This is a genomic window from Azospirillaceae bacterium, assembly GCA_028283825.1.
Lineage (GTDB): Bacteria > Pseudomonadota > Alphaproteobacteria > Azospirillales > Azospirillaceae > Nitrospirillum.
Map to the genome: position 1 here is coordinate 1,780,853 of JAPWJW010000001.1, position 17,762 is coordinate 1,798,614.

At 67.0% G+C, this 17,762-nt stretch carries 14 protein-coding genes and 1 tRNA gene; 3 read left to right on the top strand and 12 right to left on the bottom strand.

Going from position 1 to position 17,762, the window contains the following annotated elements:
* Positions 1–149 precede the first annotated feature (149 nt).
* The 5 genes from PW843_07325 to glmU all read right to left on the bottom strand — a co-directional run bounded on the left by PW843_07325 (position 150) and on the right by glmU (position 7,597).
* Entirely contained in the window at positions 150–794 is a 645-nt protein-coding gene (locus PW843_07325) for a bifunctional 4-hydroxy-2-oxoglutarate aldolase/2-dehydro-3-deoxy-phosphogluconate aldolase (protein ID MDE1146421.1), read from the bottom strand.
* Complete coding sequence (gene edd / locus PW843_07330; GenBank protein ID MDE1146422.1) at positions 791–2,629, bottom strand: phosphogluconate dehydratase; 1,839 nt, start codon at positions 2,627–2,629, stop codon at positions 791–793. The genes PW843_07325 and edd overlap by 4 nt, the downstream gene beginning before the upstream one ends.
* A 104-nt stretch (positions 2,630–2,733) precedes the next feature.
* On the bottom strand, positions 2,734–4,206 hold the full coding sequence (gene zwf / locus PW843_07335) for a glucose-6-phosphate dehydrogenase (protein MDE1146423.1): 1,473 nt from the start codon (positions 4,204–4,206) through the stop codon (positions 2,734–2,736).
* Positions 4,207–4,410: 204 nt separating this feature from the next.
* Positions 4,411–5,925, bottom strand: coding sequence for an NAD-dependent succinate-semialdehyde dehydrogenase (locus PW843_07340; protein MDE1146424.1), 1,515 nt, complete (start codon positions 5,923–5,925; stop codon positions 4,411–4,413).
* 298 nt (positions 5,926–6,223) lie between these two features.
* The gene (gene glmU / locus PW843_07345) at positions 6,224–7,597 is read right to left on the bottom strand and encodes a bifunctional UDP-N-acetylglucosamine diphosphorylase/glucosamine-1-phosphate N-acetyltransferase GlmU (GenBank protein MDE1146425.1); all 1,374 of its coding nucleotides are present in this window, start codon (positions 7,595–7,597) and stop codon (positions 6,224–6,226) included.
* 137 nt (positions 7,598–7,734) lie between these two features.
* Between glmU and gph the strand changes: the two genes are divergently transcribed.
* Together gph and PW843_07355 are read left to right on the top strand one after the other, a co-directional pair.
* Complete coding sequence (gph, locus tag PW843_07350) at positions 7,735–8,418, top strand: phosphoglycolate phosphatase (GenBank protein MDE1146426.1); 684 nt, start codon at positions 7,735–7,737, stop codon at positions 8,416–8,418.
* Positions 8,419–8,502: 84 nt separating this feature from the next.
* The gene (locus PW843_07355; GenBank protein ID MDE1146427.1) at positions 8,503–9,558 is read left to right on the top strand and encodes a hypothetical protein; all 1,056 of its coding nucleotides are present in this window, start codon (positions 8,503–8,505) and stop codon (positions 9,556–9,558) included.
* A 12-nt stretch (positions 9,559–9,570) separates the two neighbouring features.
* Here PW843_07355 and PW843_07360 read toward each other — a convergent pair whose 3' ends face one another.
* The 6 genes from PW843_07360 to PW843_07385 all read right to left on the bottom strand — a co-directional run bounded on the left by PW843_07360 (position 9,571) and on the right by PW843_07385 (position 16,297).
* A complete protein-coding gene (locus tag PW843_07360) occupies positions 9,571–9,861 on the bottom strand; it encodes a BrnA antitoxin family protein (protein ID MDE1146428.1) in 291 nt (96 codons plus the stop codon).
* Positions 9,848–10,129: a BrnT family toxin gene (locus PW843_07365; protein MDE1146429.1), complete on the bottom strand. Its 282-nt coding sequence runs from the start codon at positions 10,127–10,129 to the stop codon at positions 9,848–9,850. The genes PW843_07360 and PW843_07365 overlap by 14 nt, the downstream gene beginning before the upstream one ends.
* A 129-nt stretch (positions 10,130–10,258) precedes the next feature.
* The gene (locus PW843_07370) at positions 10,259–12,913 is read right to left on the bottom strand and encodes a valine--tRNA ligase (GenBank protein ID MDE1146430.1); all 2,655 of its coding nucleotides are present in this window, start codon (positions 12,911–12,913) and stop codon (positions 10,259–10,261) included.
* Positions 12,914–13,017: 104 nt separating this feature from the next.
* Positions 13,018–13,449, bottom strand: coding sequence for a DUF2497 domain-containing protein (locus PW843_07375; protein ID MDE1146431.1), 432 nt, complete (start codon positions 13,447–13,449; stop codon positions 13,018–13,020).
* A gap of 424 nt (positions 13,450–13,873) precedes the next feature.
* Positions 13,874–15,331 (bottom strand): TolC family outer membrane protein, encoded by a 1,458-nt coding sequence (locus tag PW843_07380; GenBank protein MDE1146432.1) that lies wholly within the window; start codon positions 15,329–15,331, stop codon positions 13,874–13,876.
* Positions 15,332–15,643: 312 nt separating this feature from the next.
* Positions 15,644–16,297, bottom strand: coding sequence for a protein-L-isoaspartate O-methyltransferase (locus tag PW843_07385; GenBank protein MDE1146433.1), 654 nt, complete (start codon positions 16,295–16,297; stop codon positions 15,644–15,646).
* Between the two features lie 283 nt (positions 16,298–16,580).
* Here PW843_07385 and PW843_07390 point away from each other — a divergent pair.
* Positions 16,581–16,654: transfer RNA gene (locus PW843_07390), tRNA-Cys, on the top strand.
* Positions 16,655–16,732: 78 nt separating this feature from the next.
* Here PW843_07390 and PW843_07395 read toward each other — a convergent pair.
* The gene (locus PW843_07395) at positions 16,733–17,737 is read right to left on the bottom strand and encodes an exonuclease domain-containing protein (protein MDE1146434.1); all 1,005 of its coding nucleotides are present in this window, start codon (positions 17,735–17,737) and stop codon (positions 16,733–16,735) included.
* Between the last annotated feature and the right edge of the window lie 25 nt (positions 17,738–17,762).

The window sequence follows — 17,762 nt, forward strand, 5'->3', positions numbered from 1 at the left end:
TTCCAGTCCGCTTGCGGCTCCCCGGAAATCTCCGGCGGACGCCGTCGCGTCCTACAGCGGCACGATCCAAAATCTCGTGCCGCTAGAATGAGACAAAAAAAGCCCCGACCGGTGTTCAGACCGATCGGGGCTTTTGTTTTGGAAAATGCTTACTTGCCCAGCGACGAAGCCTCACGCGCCAGCTTGGTGATACCGGCCCAATCCTTGGCCGCCACCAGATCCGCCGGGGTCAGCCAGGATCCGCCGACGCAGGCCACGTTGGGCTGGGCCAGGTAGTCGGGTGCGGTCTTCACGGTGATGCCGCCGGTGGGGCAGAAGGTGACGTTGGCCAGGGGCGAGGCCAGCGACTTGATCAGTTTCAGGCCGCCCACGGCCTCGGCCGGGAACAGCTTCACATGCCGCAGGCCCCGGGCCTGAAGGGCCATCACCTCCGACGGGGTGGCGGTGCCGGGCAGGAAGGGCACGCCCTTGGCCAGCACCTCATCCAGCAGGGCGGGATAGCAGCCGGGGCTGACGATGAACTTGGCACCGGCGTCGCGCACGCGGCCCACCTGGTCCGGCGTCACCACCGTGCCCGCACCGACCACGGCGTCGGGCAATGCGGCGGCCACCTTCTCCATCGCGGCCAGGGCGGCCTCGGTCCGCAAGGTGATTTCCAGTACCCGCACGCCGCCTTCCAGCAACGCTTCCGCCAACGGCAGGGCGTCTTCCACCTTGTCGATGATCAGGACGGGGACGACGGGGCCCAGGGCCAGGATTTCACCGACGTTCAGGGGCTTGGTCTGCGAACTCATGCGAAATCCTCTCCGAAACTGTGGGCGCCTTCCTCGGCGCCGGTCACATGCGCCCGCATGCCCCCGAACAGGCTGCGACCGGTCCCCCAGGTGTTGCCGGTCAGGTCGGGGGTGACGGGTTCGCGGGCGGCGAACTCATCGGCATCGACCAGGATGTCCAGCGTCCCGGCCTCACCATCCAGGCGGACGATGTCGCCGGTGCGCACCCGCGCCAATGAGCCGCCCTTCAGCGCCTCCGGCGTCAGGTGGATGGCGGCCGGCACTTTGCCCGAGGCGCCGGACATGCGGCCGTCGGTGACCAGCGCCACCTTGAAGCCCTTGTCCTGCAACACGCCCAGCTGCGGCGTCAGCTTGTGCAATTCCGGCATGCCGTTGGCGGCGGGGCCCTGGAAGCGCAGCACGGCGATGAAGTCGCGCTCCAGCTCACCGCGCTTGAAGGCGGCCAGCACATCGTCCTGGTCGTCGAACACGATGGCCGGCGCCTCGACGATGCGATGCTGCGGCTTCACGGCCGAGACCTTGATGATGGCGCGGCCGGCATTGCCGGTCAGCAGGCGGATGCCGCCCGACGGGTCGAACGGATCGCTGGCCGGGCGCAGGATGCTGGTATCGGCGCTGGCGGGCGTGCCGGGACGCCAGGTGGCTTTGCCGTCCTTCAGCCAGGCCTCGTGGCGATAGGCGTCCAGGCCCTGGCCCAGTTCGCCATCGGCCACGGTGGTGACGTCGCCGTGCAGCAGGCCGGCGTCCAGCAGGGTGCTGATCAGGAACTGCAAGCCGCCGGCGGCGTGGAAATGGTTCACGTCGGCAACGCCGTTGGGATAGACGCGGGCCAGCAAGGGCACCGCCCCCGACAGGTCGCTGAAATCCTGCCAATCAATGCGAATGCCGGCGGCGCGCGCCATGGCGACCAGGTGCAGGGTGTGGTTGGTCGACCCGCCGGTGGCCAGCAAGCCCACGATGGCGTTGACGATGCTGCGCTCATCCACCAGGCGGCCGATGGGCGTGTAGTTGCCGGCCTGATCCGTCAGCTGGGCCACGCGGTGGGTGGCGGCCACGGTCAGGGCGTCGCGCAACTCGGTGTTGGGATTGATGAAGGAAGATCCGGGCAGGTGCAGGCCCATGATCTCCATCAGCATCTGGTTGGAATTGGCCGTGCCGTAGAAGGTGCAGGTGCCCGGCGAATGGTAGGATTTGGACTCCGCCTCCAGCAAATCGTCGCGGGTGGCCTTGCCCTCCGCGTACAACTGGCGTACCCGGGCCTTTTCCGGGTTGGACAGGCCGGACGGCATGGGGCCGGCGGGCACGAAGATGGCCGGCAGGTAGCCGAAGGTCAGCGCGCCGATCAGCAGGCCCGGGACGATCTTGTCGCACACGCCCAGGTACAGGGCGGCGTCGAACATGTCGTGCGACAGGGCGATGGCGGTGGATTGGGCGATGACATCGCGGGAGAACAGCGACAGTTCCATGCCGTCGCGGCCCTGGGTGACACCGTCGCACATGGCGGGCACGCCGCCGGCGAACTGGGCCACCACGCCCGCCTCATGCGCCGCCTGACGGATGAGGGCGGGGAAACGCTCGAACGGCTGATGGGCCGACAGCATGTCGTTATAGGCGGACACGATGGCGATGTTGGATTTGCGGCCAGCCGACAGGGCCGCCTTGTCGTCCAGGGCGCAGCCGGCGAAACCGTGGGCCAGGTTGCCACAGCCCAGCGCGCCACGGCGCGGGTTCTGGCCCTTCTGGGCGTCCAGGCGCTTCAGGTAAAGGGCGCGGCTCTGGGCGCTGCGCTCAACGATACGGTCGGTGACCCGCCGCAAGGCGTCGTGTAAGGCCATGGGGATCCTCCCTGGCAAGGCGTGAAGCAGGCGTCACGCGGACTGGGGCGATGCGGCACCCCAGTCCCCGCGGCAGTAAAATCAACTCAAGGCCCCAGGCCGGTTTACAGCTCGGGGTCGTGCCAGCGGCGACCGTCGCGGTCCAGCAGCAGGGCGGCACTGATCGGGCCCCAGCCGCCGGCGGCGTAAGGGTCCGGGCGCAGGTCGGCCTGTTCCCAGCCCGCCAGGATGGTGTCGATCCACGACCAGGCGGCGTCCACCTCGTCACGGCGCATGAACAGCGACGGGTTGCCGCGCACCACATCCATCAGCAGCCGCTCGTACGCCTCCGGATAGCGGTCCTTGAAGGTCTCGGCATAGGACAGGTTCAGCGGCACCGACCGCAGGCGCAGGCCGCCGGGGCCCGGCACCTTGGTCATGATGTTCATCTGCACGCCTTCATCGGGTTGCAGGCGGATGACCAGGCGGTTGGCCATCAGGTCGCCGGAACCCTTGGGGAAGACGCTGTGGGGCACGTCCTTGAACTGCACCACGATTTCCGAATAACGCACCGGCAGGCGCTTGCCGGTGCGCAGGTAGAACGGCACGCCGCTCCACCGCCAGTTCTCGATCTCGGCCTTGATGGCGACCAGGGTCTCGGTGTTGGACGAGCGGGTCAGCTCATCCTGGTAACCCGGCACCGGCTGGCCGTTGATGGAGCCGGCGCGGTACTGGCCGCGCACGGTCTTGGTCTTCACATCACCGGCGGTGATGGGGCGCAGCGCCCGCAGCACCTTGATCTTCTCATTGCGGATCTGGTCGCCCGACAGGTGGGCCGGCGGCTCCATCGCCACCAGGCACAGCAACTGCAGGAAATGGTTCTGCACCATGTCGCGCAGCGCGCCGGCCTTGTCGTAATACTCGGCCCGGCCTTCCACGCCCACGCTCTCGGCCACGGTGATCTGCACGTGGTCGATCCAGCTGCTGTTCCACAGCGGCTCAAAGAAGGCGTTGCCGAAGCGCAGGACCATCAGGTTCTGCACCGACTCCTTACCCAGGTAATGATCGATGCGGTAGATGCGGTCTTCCGGGAAGACGGCGCCCACTTCCTCGTTCACGGCGTTGGCCGACTTGCCGTCGGTGCCGATGGGCTTTTCCAGCACCACGCGGCAATTCTCGCTGACCAGGCCGGCCTTCTTCAGGTTGCGGCAGATGGCGCCGAACAGGCTGGGGGCGGTCGCCAGATAGCAGACGCGCGCCTTGTCCTCATGACCGTTCAGGAGTTCCTGCAGCGGCTGCCAGCCGGCGTCCTTGGTGCCGTCCAGCGCCACATAGTCCAGGCGGGCGGAGAACCGCTCCCACACCTTGGAGTCCAGGTCGGCCTCGGGCACATGGCGCTGCAGCGCCGCCCAGACCGTGCCGCGGAAATCCTCCACCGTCTGGTCGGTGCGGCTGACGGCGATGATGCGGCTCTCGTCCGTCATCTGCCGATCGCGCTCCCGGTAGTAAAGGCCGGGAAGCAGCTTGCGCATGGCGAGATCGCCCGTGCCGCCGAAAACGATGAAGTCGAAGGGATTGACTTGAAGCACTTCAGCCATGATGGCGCCTTGGCTTTTGGTTTCCCAGGGATGGCTGGAGCGCCATCCACCCGTTATCAATTATGCGGTTATTTCACTACCACAAATCCCCGGAAGCGCCACCGGAAAATCACCCCCGATGTAACGGCAAGGGCGACTTTCCGGTAATTCCGTAACATGACAGCCCTGCGATGCAAGGCCGCCCGGGGATGCCCGCCCTTGGGGTCAGGCCTTCAGGCCGCCCATCAGCAGGTACTTCACCTCCAGGTAATCCTCGATCCCGTACTTGGAACCTTCGCGGCCCTGGCCGCTCTGCTTCACGCCGCCGAAGGGCGCCACCTCGGTGGACAGAATGCCCTCATTGATGGCGACCATGCCGTATTCCAGCGCCTCCGCCACCCGCCAGACGCGGCCGATGTCGCGGCTGTAGAAATAGGCAGCCAGGCCGAATTCAGTGTCGTTGGCCATGTGGATGGCCTCCGCCTCATCCTTGAAGCGGAACAGCGGGGCCACGGGGCCGAACGTCTCCTCCCGCGCCACCACCATCTCCGGCGTCACGTCCAGCAGGATGGTGGGCTCGAAGAAGTTGCCGCCCAGGGCGTGGCGATGGCCGCCCATGGCGACGCGGGCCCCCTTCTCCACCGCGTCGGCCACATGGCGTTCCGCCTTCTCCACCCCAGCGCCGTTGATCAGCGGGCCGGTGGTGATGTCCTTCTCCGCCCCGTTGCCGACGCGCAGGCGACCTACCGCCTCCGCCAGGCGGGCGGCGAAGGCCTCATACACACCGTCCTGCACCAGCAGGCGGTTGGCGCAGACGCAGGTCTGGCCGGCATTGCGGTATTTGGAGGCCATGGCCCCCTCCACCGCCGCGTCCAGGTCGGCGTCGTCGAACACGATGAAGGGGGCGTTGCCGCCCAGTTCCAGCGACAGCTTCTTCAGCGTGTCGGCGCTCTGCTTCATCAGCAGCTTGCCCACGGGCGTGGAGCCGGTGAAGGACAGCTTGCGCACGATTGCGTTGGACGTCAGCTCACCGCCAATGGGCTTGGGATGACCGGTGACGACGTTCAGCACACCGGCCGGCACGCCGGCCCGTTCCGCCAGCACGGCCAGCGCCAGGGCACTGTAGGGCGTGACCTCCGACGGGCGCACCACGATGGGGCAGCCGGCGGCCAGGGCGGGGCCCACCTTGCGGGTGATCATGGCGATGGGGAAGTTCCAGGGCGTGATGGCGGCCACCACGCCGATGGGCTCCTTCGTCACCACGATGCGCTTGTCGTTGGCGAAGCTGGGGATGGTATCGCCATAGACGCGCCGGCCTTCCTCCGCGAACCAATCGATGAAGCTGGCGCCGTAGGCAACCTCGCCCTTCGCCTCGGCCAGGGGCTTGCCCTGCTCCGCCGTCATGATGCGACCCAGATCGTCCTGGGCAGCCATGATCAGGTCGTACCAGCGGCGCAGGACCACGGCGCGATCCTTGGCGGTGCGGGCGCGCCAGGCACCCCAGGCGGCGTTGGCGGAATCGATGGCGCGCGCGGTTTCAGCGGCACCCATAGCCGGAATGGTGCCCAGGATCTCCCCCGTCGCCGGGTTGTCCACATCGATGGTCCCGCCGTCATCGGCATCGACCCAGGCGCCGCCGACATAGGCCTGGTCGCGCAGCAGATCATGGTCCGCCAGGCCCAGCTTGGTGGCGATGGCCGACAGCGAGGCGCGGGCGGAACGGGGGGCAGACGTATCCATGGGATGGGAACTCCGGTTTCAGGGAGGGCAGAACGTTTCTGGGGTTGTTAACCTTCTTACTAGATAGGTCGCCGGCCACACGGTTGAAAGCGGCCGGGGCGCCTCTGCCCATCCAACGAACAGGCGGGACAGTGTCTGGTTCCGTTAAAACGTGCCCTCAATCGCCGGGCGCCGGCATCCGCCGGCTTGGCTTCCTCGCCTTCCAGTCCACTCCGTTCCCCGGAAGGCTCCGGCGGCTGCGGTCGCAGCCTACACCGGCACGAGACCAATCTCGTGCCGGTGACGTTATCCTTCGCCCTCAGCCCTTCTTCTGGGCGGCCTTGCGCGCCTTTTGCTTGGCAGCGAAGGCCGCGGCCCAGCCTTCCTTCACCGCCTGGCGGCCACGCCCCAGGGCCAGGGCGTCGGCCGGCACGGGGTCGGTGATGGTGCTGCCGGCGGCCACGAACGCGCCGTCGCCAATGGCTACCGGCGCCACCAGGGTGGCATTGCTGCCGACGAAGACGTTGCGGCCCACCTGGGTGCGGTACTTGAAGGTGCCGTCATAGTTGCAGGTGATGGCGCCGGCGCCGATGTTGGTGCCCTCGCCCACATCCGTGTCCCCGACATAGGCCAGGTGGTTGGCCTTGGCCCCGATGCCGAGGGTTGAGGCCTTGATCTCCACAAAGTTGCCGACATGGGCGCCGGCGCCGATGTCGGACCCGGGACGCAGGCGGGCATACGGGCCGATGATGGCCTCACGCCGCACCGTCACCCCCTCCAGATGGCAGAAGGGCCGGATGGTGACGCCATCCTCCACCACCACGCCAGGGGCGAAGACCACGTTCTGGCCCACCGTGACGTCGCGGCCCAGCACCGTGTCGGATGAGAACCACACCGTGTCCGGATCGGCCAGGGTAGCGCCGTTGGCCATGGCCCGGTCGCGCAGGCGACCCTGCATGATCTTTTCCAGCTTGGCCAACTCGGCGCGGGAATTGACGCCCTCGACGTCGTCAGCGTCACCCACCGCCACGGCGCAGGCGTGCCCTTGGGCGCGGGCCACGGCCACGGCGTCGGTCAGGTAATATTCACCCTTGGCGTTGGCGTTGCCGATGGCGTCCAGGATGCCCCATAGCCGCCGGCCGTCGAAGGCCATCAGGCCGGCGTTGCACAGGCCGATGGCCCGCTCATCCGCCGTCGCGTCCAGATATTCCACGATCTTGACCAGGCTGCCGTCCGCATCCTGCACCAGGCGGCCGTAGGCGGCGGGGTCGGCCGGGCGCATACCCAGCACCGCCACGGCGGGGTTGCCGGCGCCGCGCCGGGCATCCAGCAGCAGCGACAGCGTCTCCGGCCGCACCAGCGGCGTGTCGCCGAACAGCACCAGCACGTCGCCGTCGAAATCACCCAGCGCCGCGCGCGCCGCCTTCACCGCGTCGCCCGTGCCCAGCTGGTTGGCCTGCAACACGCTGGCGTGTGGGGCTGCCGCCTTGGCCACCGCCTCCTGACCCGGGCCCACCACCACGATGACACGGTCGGGCGACAGCGCCGCCGCCGCGCGCAGCACGTGGGCCAGCATGGGCTCGTTGGCGATTGCGTGCAGCACCTTGGGCAGGTCGGATTTCATCCGCGTGCCCTTGCCGGCCGCCAGGACGATACAGGCCAGGGCATTTGATTTCGGGGTCGAAACGGTCATCGGCTGTGCCTTCGGGTGCTGTCGTTCCATAGGATGAGGCAGGCGCCGACCGGGTCGGACGCCATTGCCATCCGGGCCCCCTTACTGCCACAACGGTGGGTACCAGCGAAACCGCCTTTGCCGGGATGACCGACACCATGACGATTCCGCCCGCCACCTTCACGCCTGACGCCGTGCTGTTCGACTTCGACGGCACCCTGATCGACAGCGCGCCGGACATCCTGACGGGCGTCAACCGCCTGCTGGAAAACGAAGGCCTGCCGCCCCTGAGCCTGGCGCAGGTGCACCAGTTCATCGGCGACGGCGCCCCCATGCTGGTGACCCGCGCCTTCGCCGCCGCCGGCCGGCCCCTGGCGCCCGATGCCCTACCCGCCATGACCGACCGCTATATGGCGATTTATGAGGCGCTGCCGGCCGACCCGTCCTGTGTTTTCCCGGGCGTGGCGGAAACGCTGGCGACCCTGAGTGCCCAGGTACCGCTGGGCCTGGTGACCAACAAGCCGGAACGGGCGACCCACGCCGTCCTGCAGGCACTGGACCTCGCGCGGCATTTCGCCGCCGTGGTCGGGGGCGACACCCTGGCCACGCGCAAGCCCCATCCGGGACCGCTGCTGCATGCCATGACGCAGTTGGGCGCTGATCCGGCCCGCACGGTCATGGTGGGCGACGGCGCCAACGACGTGACGGCGGGGCGCGCCGCCGGCGCCCGCGTGGTCTGCGTCACCTTCGGGTATCCGCGCATGCCGGTGACGGAACTGGGCGCCGACCGCCTGATCGACCGGTTCGCCGATCTGCCGGCGGCACTGGCGGCCCTGGACTGAGAGGCCGCTGCCCCATATGGTGCCGGCATGGCGCGGGCGGGGGGCCCGGCGGCCGGTGCGTGGGGACCTGGGACAACGATGACGATGAGTGACGGGAAGACGGATACCGGGGCCGGCCCATTGACCGGCCGGCGGATGGAAACCCTGTTGCCCTGGGGGGCCGCCCTACTGCTGTGCCTGGCGCAATGGCGGCACATGCTGTTCTACTTTTCCGGCACCGGCGTCGCGCGTTGGGTGGATGCGGCCAACGGCGTGCTGATCGGCCTGCCACATTGGCGGGTGTACCAATCCCGCCTGCTGGGCCCGGCACTGGTCAAACTGGTCAGCTTCACCGGCCTCAGCTTCTTCAATGCCTATTTCCTGGTGACCATCGTCCTGCTCACCTGCTGTAGCGTCCTCGCGTTCGAGACCGGGCGCAAGCTGGGCGGCACGCGCACCGGCGGTTGGGCGGCGATGTTGACCCTGCACGCCCTGTTTCTGCTGACCCAGGCGCCGCCGTGGCTGTACATCTGGGACTTCCTGATCCTGCTGACCGGTTTCGCCCTGCTGCGCCTGATGATCGCCGGCGCGCCGTGGTGGGCCTACCTGATCCTGATGGCCATCGCCTTCCTGAACCATGAAAGCGGCTTTTTCATCGGCGTGTGGATGGGCGTGCAGGGCCTGGCCGACAATCTGGCCAACCACAGGCTGGACTGGCGCCGCTGGCGCTGGGGCCTGATGGCCGCCGGCGGCCTGGGCGGCATCGCCGGGTTGGAGATCACCGAGGTCATCCGCAGCGCCCTACTAGTGCGCGAGATCGGGCCGGAGATATTCCAGGACACCAGCAACACCGGCGCGCAAATCCATCTGAAGCTGTTCCAGAACCTGTCCCTGCTGGGCCAGTGGTTCACGTCCTTCGATTATTCCTTCCAGGTGCTGGTGCCGCTGATGCTGCTGGCCTGCGCCGGCATCGCCGTGGCCCTGGTCGTGCGCCACGGCTATCGCGCCGCCGGCCTGGCGGCCTATGTGCTGGTGCAGGTGGTGGCCCTGGTCATCGCCGCCGAACTGCGCGAAACCCGCGTGCTGCTGCAGCTGGTACCGTTCCTCTGCCTGGGCGGTCGCATGCTGACCCAGCACATTTGGCCCAAGGAAGCAGCTTGATCGAGCCGGCGCTTATCGCCCGCTGCGATCAGGCCCACCATGGGCCTGGATATACTCACGCAGCGCGGCGTTGATGCGGGTTTGGTACCCGTCCCCTTGCCGCCGGAACCAATCCACCACATCAGCGTCCAACCGCAGCGACAACGCCGTCTTGACGGGGCGATAGAACATCCCCCGCTTGGCGCCGGACCAATCGGTGACTTCTGGAGCGTCACTGGTGTCTATCGGGCTGTCATCAGCCGACAGCGCCTCAAGCTCGGCCCTGAGATGCGGCTCCAGCGGCTGAGGGTTACCCTTCTTCATAGGCTTTCCTTTCAGCGGGTGTGGCACGGCGGGCGGAGATGATGCGGCCCGTTCCGCCATCACTGGCAGCGTCGGTGTGAACGACAAACAAGACGCCCGGCAAATCCGCGTAAGGGCGACCAATGGTCCACCATCGCTCTTCATCCGGGTGGGAATCGGGAAGCGTTATCGCCCAAGGATCGCCAAAGACCCTTTCCGCCAGTTCAAAGCTGATCTTGTGTTTCACAAGATTAGCCTGGGCCTTTTCCAGATCCCACGTCCAGGTCAATAACAGGCCCTCCGTAGATACATAATTGTATATACGAAAACAGGCGCGTCAAGCCGATACCAGGACACAGACACGGGTGTGGTGGCGGACAGCATTGATCAAGGCGATCAACGCTGTCCGCCACGCACCTCACCCCAGGCGGGCCAGCGCTTCGGCCAGCTTGGCGCGGGTGCCCTCGGCCTCGGCGCGACGCTCGCGCTGTTCCTCGATCACTTCGGGCGGGGCCTTGTCGACGAAGTTGGGGTTGCCCAGCTTGCCGTCGACCTTGGCGATCTCCCCCACCAGCTTCTGGATTTCCTTGGCCAGGCGGGCTTTTTCCTTGTCCAGGTCGATGAAGTCGGCCAGCGGCAGGACCAGCGTCGCGTCGTCCACCACCGCCTGCACGGCACCGCTCGCCGGCGCCTCGGCCGTGGTTGTGATGTCCGACAGGCGGGCCAGCTTCAGGATCAGGTCGCGGTGGGTGGTCAGGCGTGCGGCCGTCACATCGCCCGCGTCCTTGACCAGCAAGGGCAGCTGCGCCGACGGTGGCACGTTCATTTCCGAGCGGATGGTGCGGATGGTGGAGATGAAACGCACCACCCAGTCCATCTCGGCCTGAGCACCGGCGTCCTTATAGGCGGCCGGGTACTGTGGCCAGACGGCGGTGATGAGGCCGTCGCCGGCATCGGCCTGGCGGTCGCCCAGCTGCTCCCACAGCTCTTCCGTCAGGAAGGGCATGATGGGGTGCAGCAGGTGCAGGATCTGGTCCAGCACCCAGGCGGTGACGGCGCGGGTCTCGGCCTTCGCCGCCTCATCCTCGCCCTGCAGGATGGGCTTGGTGAATTCCAGGTACCAGTCGCAGAAGCTGCCCCAGGCGAAGTGGTAGAGGCCGTTGGCGGCATCGTTGAAACGATAGCCCTCCAGCGCCTCCGTCACCTGGGTGGCGCAGTCGGCGACGGCGCCCACGATCCAGCGGTTGACCGTCTGGGTCAGGTTGGTGGGTGCGAAGCCCGCCACCGGCGCCACCTGGTTCATCTGGGCGTAGCGCGCCGCGTTCCATAGCTTGGTCGCGAAGTTGCGATAGCCCTCGACCCGCGAGGTCGCCAGCTTGATGTCGCGCCCCTGGGCCGCCATGGCCGTCAGGGTGAAGCGCAGGGCGTCGCAGCCGTACTGGTCGATCAGGTCCAGCGGGTCGATGACGTTGCCCTTGGACTTCGACATCTTCTGCCCCTTCTCATCCCGCACCAGGGCGTGGATGTAGATGGTGCGGAAGGGCACGTCGCCCATGAAGTGGATGCCCATCATCATCATGCGGGCGACCCAGAAGAAGATGATGTCGAAGCCGGTGACCAGCACGTCGCCGGGGTAATAACGCGCCACCTCCGGCGTCTGTTCCGGCCACCCCAGGGTAGAGAACGGCCACAGGGCGGAGGAGAACCACGTGTCCAGCACGTCCGGGTCGCGGTTCAGCAGGGTCGGCGCGCCGTAGTGGGCATCGGCCTCGGCCTGGGCTTCGGCCTCCATCTCCGCGACGAAGAACTTGCCGTCAGGCCCGAACCAGGCGGGGATCTGGTGGCCCCACCACAGCTGGCGGCTGATGCACCACGGCTGGATGTTGCGCATCCATTCGTAATAGGTGTTTTCCCACTGCTTGGGCACGAACTGGGTCCGGCCCTGCTCCACCGCTTCCAGCGCCGGCTTCGCCAGGGTGACGGCGTCGCAATACCACTGGTCGGTCAGCCACGGCTCGATCACCACGCCGCTGCGGTCACCGTGCGGCTGCATCAGGGTGTGCGGGTCGATCTTCTCCAGCAGGCCCAGGGCCTCAATCTCCTCCACCACCTTCTTGCGGGCGACGAAGCGGTCCATCCCCTGGTATTCCGGCGGCACGTGCTCGTTCAGCTTCGCGTCGCGGTCGAACAGGTTGATCATGGGCAGGTTGTGGCGCTTGCCCACTTCGAAATCGTTGAAGTCGTGGGCAGGCGTGATCTTCACGGCACCGGTGCCGGTCTCGGGATCGGCATATTCATCGGCGACGATGGGGATGCGGCGGCCGGTGATGGGCAGGATGACGTTGCGGCCCACCAGGTCCTTATAACGCTCATCCTCCGGATGCACGGCCACGCCGGTGTCGCCCAGCATGGTTTCCGGTCGGGTGGTCGCCACGGTGATGAACGTGTCCGCCAGCCCCTCGACTGGATAGCGGAAGTACCACAGGCTGCCCTTCACCTCCTTCTGCTCGACCTCCAGATCGGAGATGGCGGTGTGCAGCTTGGGGTCCCAGTTGACCAGGCGCTTGTCACGGTAGATCAGACCCTGGCGGAACAACTCCACGAACACCTTGCGGACGGCGGCGTTCAGCCCCTCATCCATGGTGAAGCGTTCACGCGACCAGTCGGGGGAGGCGCCCAGGCGGCGCAGCTGGCGGGTGATGGTGCCGCCGGATTCCGCCTTCCATTCCCAGACCTTCTGCAGGAAGGCCTCGCGGCCCAGATCGTGGCGCGTCTTGCCTTCCTTGGCCAGGTTGCGCTCCACCACCATCTGCGTCGCGATGCCGGCATGGTCGGTGCCGGGCTGCCACAGCGCGTCGCGACCGGTCATCCGCTTGTAGCGGATCAGGATGTCCTGCAGCGTGAAGGTCAGCGCGTGGCCCATGTGCAGGCTGCCCGTCACGTTGGGCGGCGGCATCATGATGGTGTAGGGCTGGGCGTTGCTGTCCACATGGGCGGCGAAAGCGCCCGAGCGCTCCCACCGCTCATAGCGGCTGCTTTCGACATCGGCGGGGGAGAAGGTCTTGTCCAGCATGGCGGGCACCTGAATCACGGGCTCAAAAGCGGAAAAAGGAAAAGGGCGGCGCGGGGTCCGGCGCCGCCCTTGATCAAAGCCAAGGTTTATCGAAGCGGCGCGCCTCAGTCGAGTCCGCGCCGTACCACCTTTTCGATCTCGCGCTTGACCAGGCGCTCGACCAGCGACGGCAGGTTCTCATCCAGCCATTCCCGCAGGATGGGCCGGACCAGGACGTGCACGATCTCCTCCAGCGTGGTGTCGGACCGGCCGATCGGCCCCTCCCCCGTCAGGCTGGGGCCGCCGCGGCGGAAGCTGGACAATCCGGCGAAGGCGCGGCTGGCCGCGTCCTCGGTGAACTGCGACATCAGCCGGCCGTCATCGTCATCCATGGGCGGCGGACGGCGCGGCGGCGGGGGCGGCGGATCATAGGCGAAGGGATCCGGGAACGGCTCGGGTTCCGGCAACGGCTCATCCGGCACCACCTCGGTCAGTTCCAGCACGTCGTCTTCCGGCGGGGGCGGCGGCGGCGGGGGAGGAGGTGGGGGCGGCGGCATGGGCACCGCCTCGAAGAAATCATCCTCGGGGGGCGGCGGTGGCGGAGGCGGGGGTGGCGGAGGGGGCGGAGGCGGGGGCGGCGCTTCCGGCTCGGCCGCCGGCGCATCGGTGTCTTCGGAAATGATTCGCCGGATGGAGGCGAGGATTTCCTCCATCGAAGGTTCTTGTTGTGACTTGTCAGCCATTGTTGCCTAACCTGCCCCTATAACGGCGTGGACCTCTACGGCCTGAACTTATACCGGCGTGACCGGCAGCCTAGGGCAAGAACAGTAAAAATGCCATTGGGTTAATTACTGTGCCGGAGGCGCCCATTCCGCCAACGCACTTCCCCTGCCCTGCCGGCCACGTCCATTACAAAAACGCAACGGGCGGCACCTTCCGGGGAAGGTACCGCCCGCGTGCCGTAAAGTCGAAAGCGACCGCTCAGTTGCGGGCGCTTATGGGCTTGTTCTCGTCAACCCCGGGGCCCCACAGCTTGTCCTTCACTTCCTCATAGTGCGCCTTCACGTCGTAAAGGGGCACGTTCAGGCCCAGCTTCACGGCGGTCAGGTCGCCGATGGAGGACAGCACCTGGTATGACGCCACCTGCTCGTCATGCTGGGCACGCACCAGTTCCACCTTGGTGTTCACCAGTTCCTGTTCGGCGTTCAGCACGTCCAGGATGGTGCGTGAGCCCACCGCCTGTTCCTGCCGCACGCCTTCCAGCGCGATTTCGTTGGCGGAGACGGCGCTCTTGTACGCCTCGATGGCGGCGCGGGCGGTGATCAGGGCCTGCCAGGCCTTGATGGCGGTTTCACGGGCGGAACGGGCCGCTTCCATCATCTGGGTGCGGCGCTGCTGTTCCGTCTGCTTGGCGCCACGCACCTTGGCCGACGTGCCGCCGCCCTCATACAGCGGGATGGAGATGTTGGCCGAGATGACGGCCGTGTCGTACTGGGTGTTGGGCGTGGACTGGTCCCAGTTGCGGTAGTACTGGGCCGAGGCCGACAGCTGCGGCAGCATCTGGCCGAAGGCAGCGTCGATCGCGTCCCGGGACGCTTCGTGGTTGAAACGCGCGGACACGACCACCGGCGCCGACACCTCGGCGGCGGCCACGGTCTCATCCTCATTGACCGGCAGGTTCGCCAAGCGCGCCGGCTGCGTCAGTGAGCCGGGCATCTCGCCCATCAGCCGGGCATAGGTGGCGCGGCTAGAGGCCAGCGAACCCTGGGCGGAAATACGGTCGGCGGTGGCGCCGGCCAGACGCGACTCGGACTGGCTGACGTCGGTGCGGGTCAGCTCACCCACACGGAAGCGGTCACGCGACGCCTCCAGCTGGCGGGTCAGCACCTGCTCATTATTGATGTTGAGATCCAGCACCGCCTGGTCGCGCACCACGTCCAGATAGGCGGTGGCGGCGTTCAGCAGGATGGTCTGTTCATTATCCAGCAGGGTGGCGCGGCCGGCCTCCACCAGGTTTTCGGCCTGGCTGATGTTGGCCTGGATGGTGCCGCCGGCGTAGATGGCCTGGTTCACGGTCACGCCGGACTGGGCGGGGTTCATGTGCTCAATGAAGCGGCCTTCGGACAGGCGCTCCTTGCCCACGTTGCCCGAGGCCGTCACGGTCGGCAGCATCGAGGCACGGGCCTGGGGCACGCCTTCATCAACGGCGCGCTGCCCGGCACGGCCGGCCTCCAGCGTGGGGTTGTTCAGATAGGCCTGGCTCAACGCGTCCTGCAGCGACTGGCCCTGGGCGGTGCCGCCCATGCCGGCAAGCCCCACGGCCAGCGCCGTCAACGGCAGCGTCGCCACCAGGCGGCGCGCCCGCTTCACCCATTTTCCGGTTCCCATGCCTTCAGCCCCCATGCCGTCAGACCCACCCGCAGCGGTGTTCTCATGCATCGCCATTTTCCCCAAAACACCTTAAGCAAATATATACAGCATCGACTGCGACGCACGGCCAGCTGGAAAAGCCCGCGCCCTATTCCCCATCGGCGCCAACACCGATGTCCTTCTATTAACACGCCCGGCGACCGCGCATAGGTCCACTTATGGGCAGTGCCGCTGTCTTTCCGATACCAGGCTATACCGATACCATAAACCATTCCCAAGAGCCGCCAGGGCACCGGGATTACAGCCGGCGCCGAATGGCGGAACGGGAACGGACTCCATCCCGGGGGTGGCGTTATGCGCCAGCCCCCGGGACGGCCTTCATCAGAACACGAATTCCGGACGGCGCTCAAAGCCCGGCAGCGGCTGCACCGCCGCGTCGAACAGCGTGCGGTGGGACACCACGCCGCCGAACTTGCGGTAATAGCGGGCCTCGCCGATGCCGCGGTCGTTGATGACCACGGCGGCCAGGCGGCCACCTTCGGCCAACTGGTCCAGCAACGCCGCCGGGACCTCGGTCACCGAACCGTCCAGCAGGATGGCGCCGTAGGGCGCCTTGGCGGCGTGGCCGGCGGCCAGATCGCCCTCGACCACGGTGACGCCGGCAACGCCGGACAGGGCCTTGCGCGCGGCCTCCACCAGGGCGGCGTCACTTTCCAGCGCCACGACGGAACCGGCCAGCTCGGCCATCAACGCGGCGGAGTAACCGGTGGCGACACCGACGGCCAGCACCTTGTCGGCCCGGGTCAGGGCCAGTTCCTGCACCAGGCGGGCCAGCACCATCGGCTCCATCAGGTAGCGGCCCGGGGCCACGGCCACATCCTCATCGACATAGGCGATACCGGCCAGCGCCTCCGGCACGAAGCGCTCACGCGGAATGGCCAGGAAGGCCTCCACCACGAACGGGTCGGTCACCTTGTTGGGACGAATCTGGCCCTCGATCATGTTGATGCGGGCGGCGGTGTAGTCGGCGGCCATGGGATATACCGGTCTTATGGGAAGGATCGGGCGGGAGCGCGCATGGGGACGATCGCCCCGCACACGCTTGAAAAACCAGGATCGGTATATATCCCGCCCGCCGCCCGAAGACAATTGGCGCATGCGCCGCGCCGGATCGCGCGCCTCCTCCGGGGCATGGCGTTAACAGAAACGTAAAACGGGACCACCGGCACGCTTGACCGCCCCGAACGGCAACGCTATAGAGGCGCCCTGCCCCGATCAACGGCGCCCCAGCGGCTCAGGCGATCGGTTCACTGTGGATGGCGCGGTGGCAGAATGGTGATGCAACGGACTGCAAATCCGTGAATCCGGGTTCGATTCCCGGCCGTGCCTCCAGTGACTTAGCAGAGTTATCCACAGAAGACACGCCAGTCGGGTAATCACCCGGTAGTCACGGGATTGCGCCGTCAGTCCTCAGGTGAACCGGGCTGCCGCCTTGGGTTTGCCGTCCTGCGCCGGCAGCCCCAGGCGCGCCATGAACTCGCGCTCATCGATAATCTCCGGACGACCGAGTCTCGCCGCTTTGCTGCGCGCGAGGTTCAACTTGGTCGCCCCCGGATCATGGCCGACAACCAGGATGTCCGTGTCGTTCCTGACGCCCGGTTGCCAGCGGCCGCCGGCCTCTTCCACCAGACGCCCCGCCGTCTCACGGGGAAGCGTGGAAAGGGTGCCCGTGAACACCACCCCCTTGCCCCGGAACAGCCCCGCATCGGCCGCCCGGACCAGCGGTGCCAGCCGCTTGTCCAGCGCCGGCACACCCGACGCCGGGCGGGGCGCCCGGAAGGAACAGGGATCATAAGAATGGGGCGTCAGTTTTCCCGCCGACGCACCGAGGCCCCGCAGAAGCTCATCCACCGTCGGGTGACCACGGAGGTCCATGGCCCGCATCGCGATGTGGGCACAGGCCTGCGCGTCGCTCAGCGCATCGTGATGCCTAAGATCAATCCCCAGATACCCAGCCACGGTCGGCAGGCGGTGATTGGTGAGATCCGGCCAGATCGCCTCGGAAATCTTTACCGTGCAGGCCACGCCGGCATTCGGCGGCATAAGCCCGTAGCCGGCCAAGGTCGCCTTGAGAACACTGATATCGAAGCTGGCGTTGTGCGCCATGACCAGGCGCCCATCGACATGACTTCGGATCATCTCCCAAATCTGCGGAAACTCGGGCGCATGCCGGACGTCCTCCGCCGTGATGCCGTGGATCATGGAATTGCGGGCGTCGAACCGCATTTCCCGGGGCCGGATGAGCCAGTGCCCGCTGTGGACAATCCGCCGGCCCGACACCCACACGACCCCGATCGCGCAGGCGCTGTCCCGTTTCGCGTTCGCCGTCTCAAAGTCGATCGCCACGAAGTCGGCACACGCGAGCGCCTCGGCCAAAGCCATGTCGTCGTTCAGGCTTGTAGGGTTTTCACCCATGCGTCCCATCCCCCAGGCTTGCATG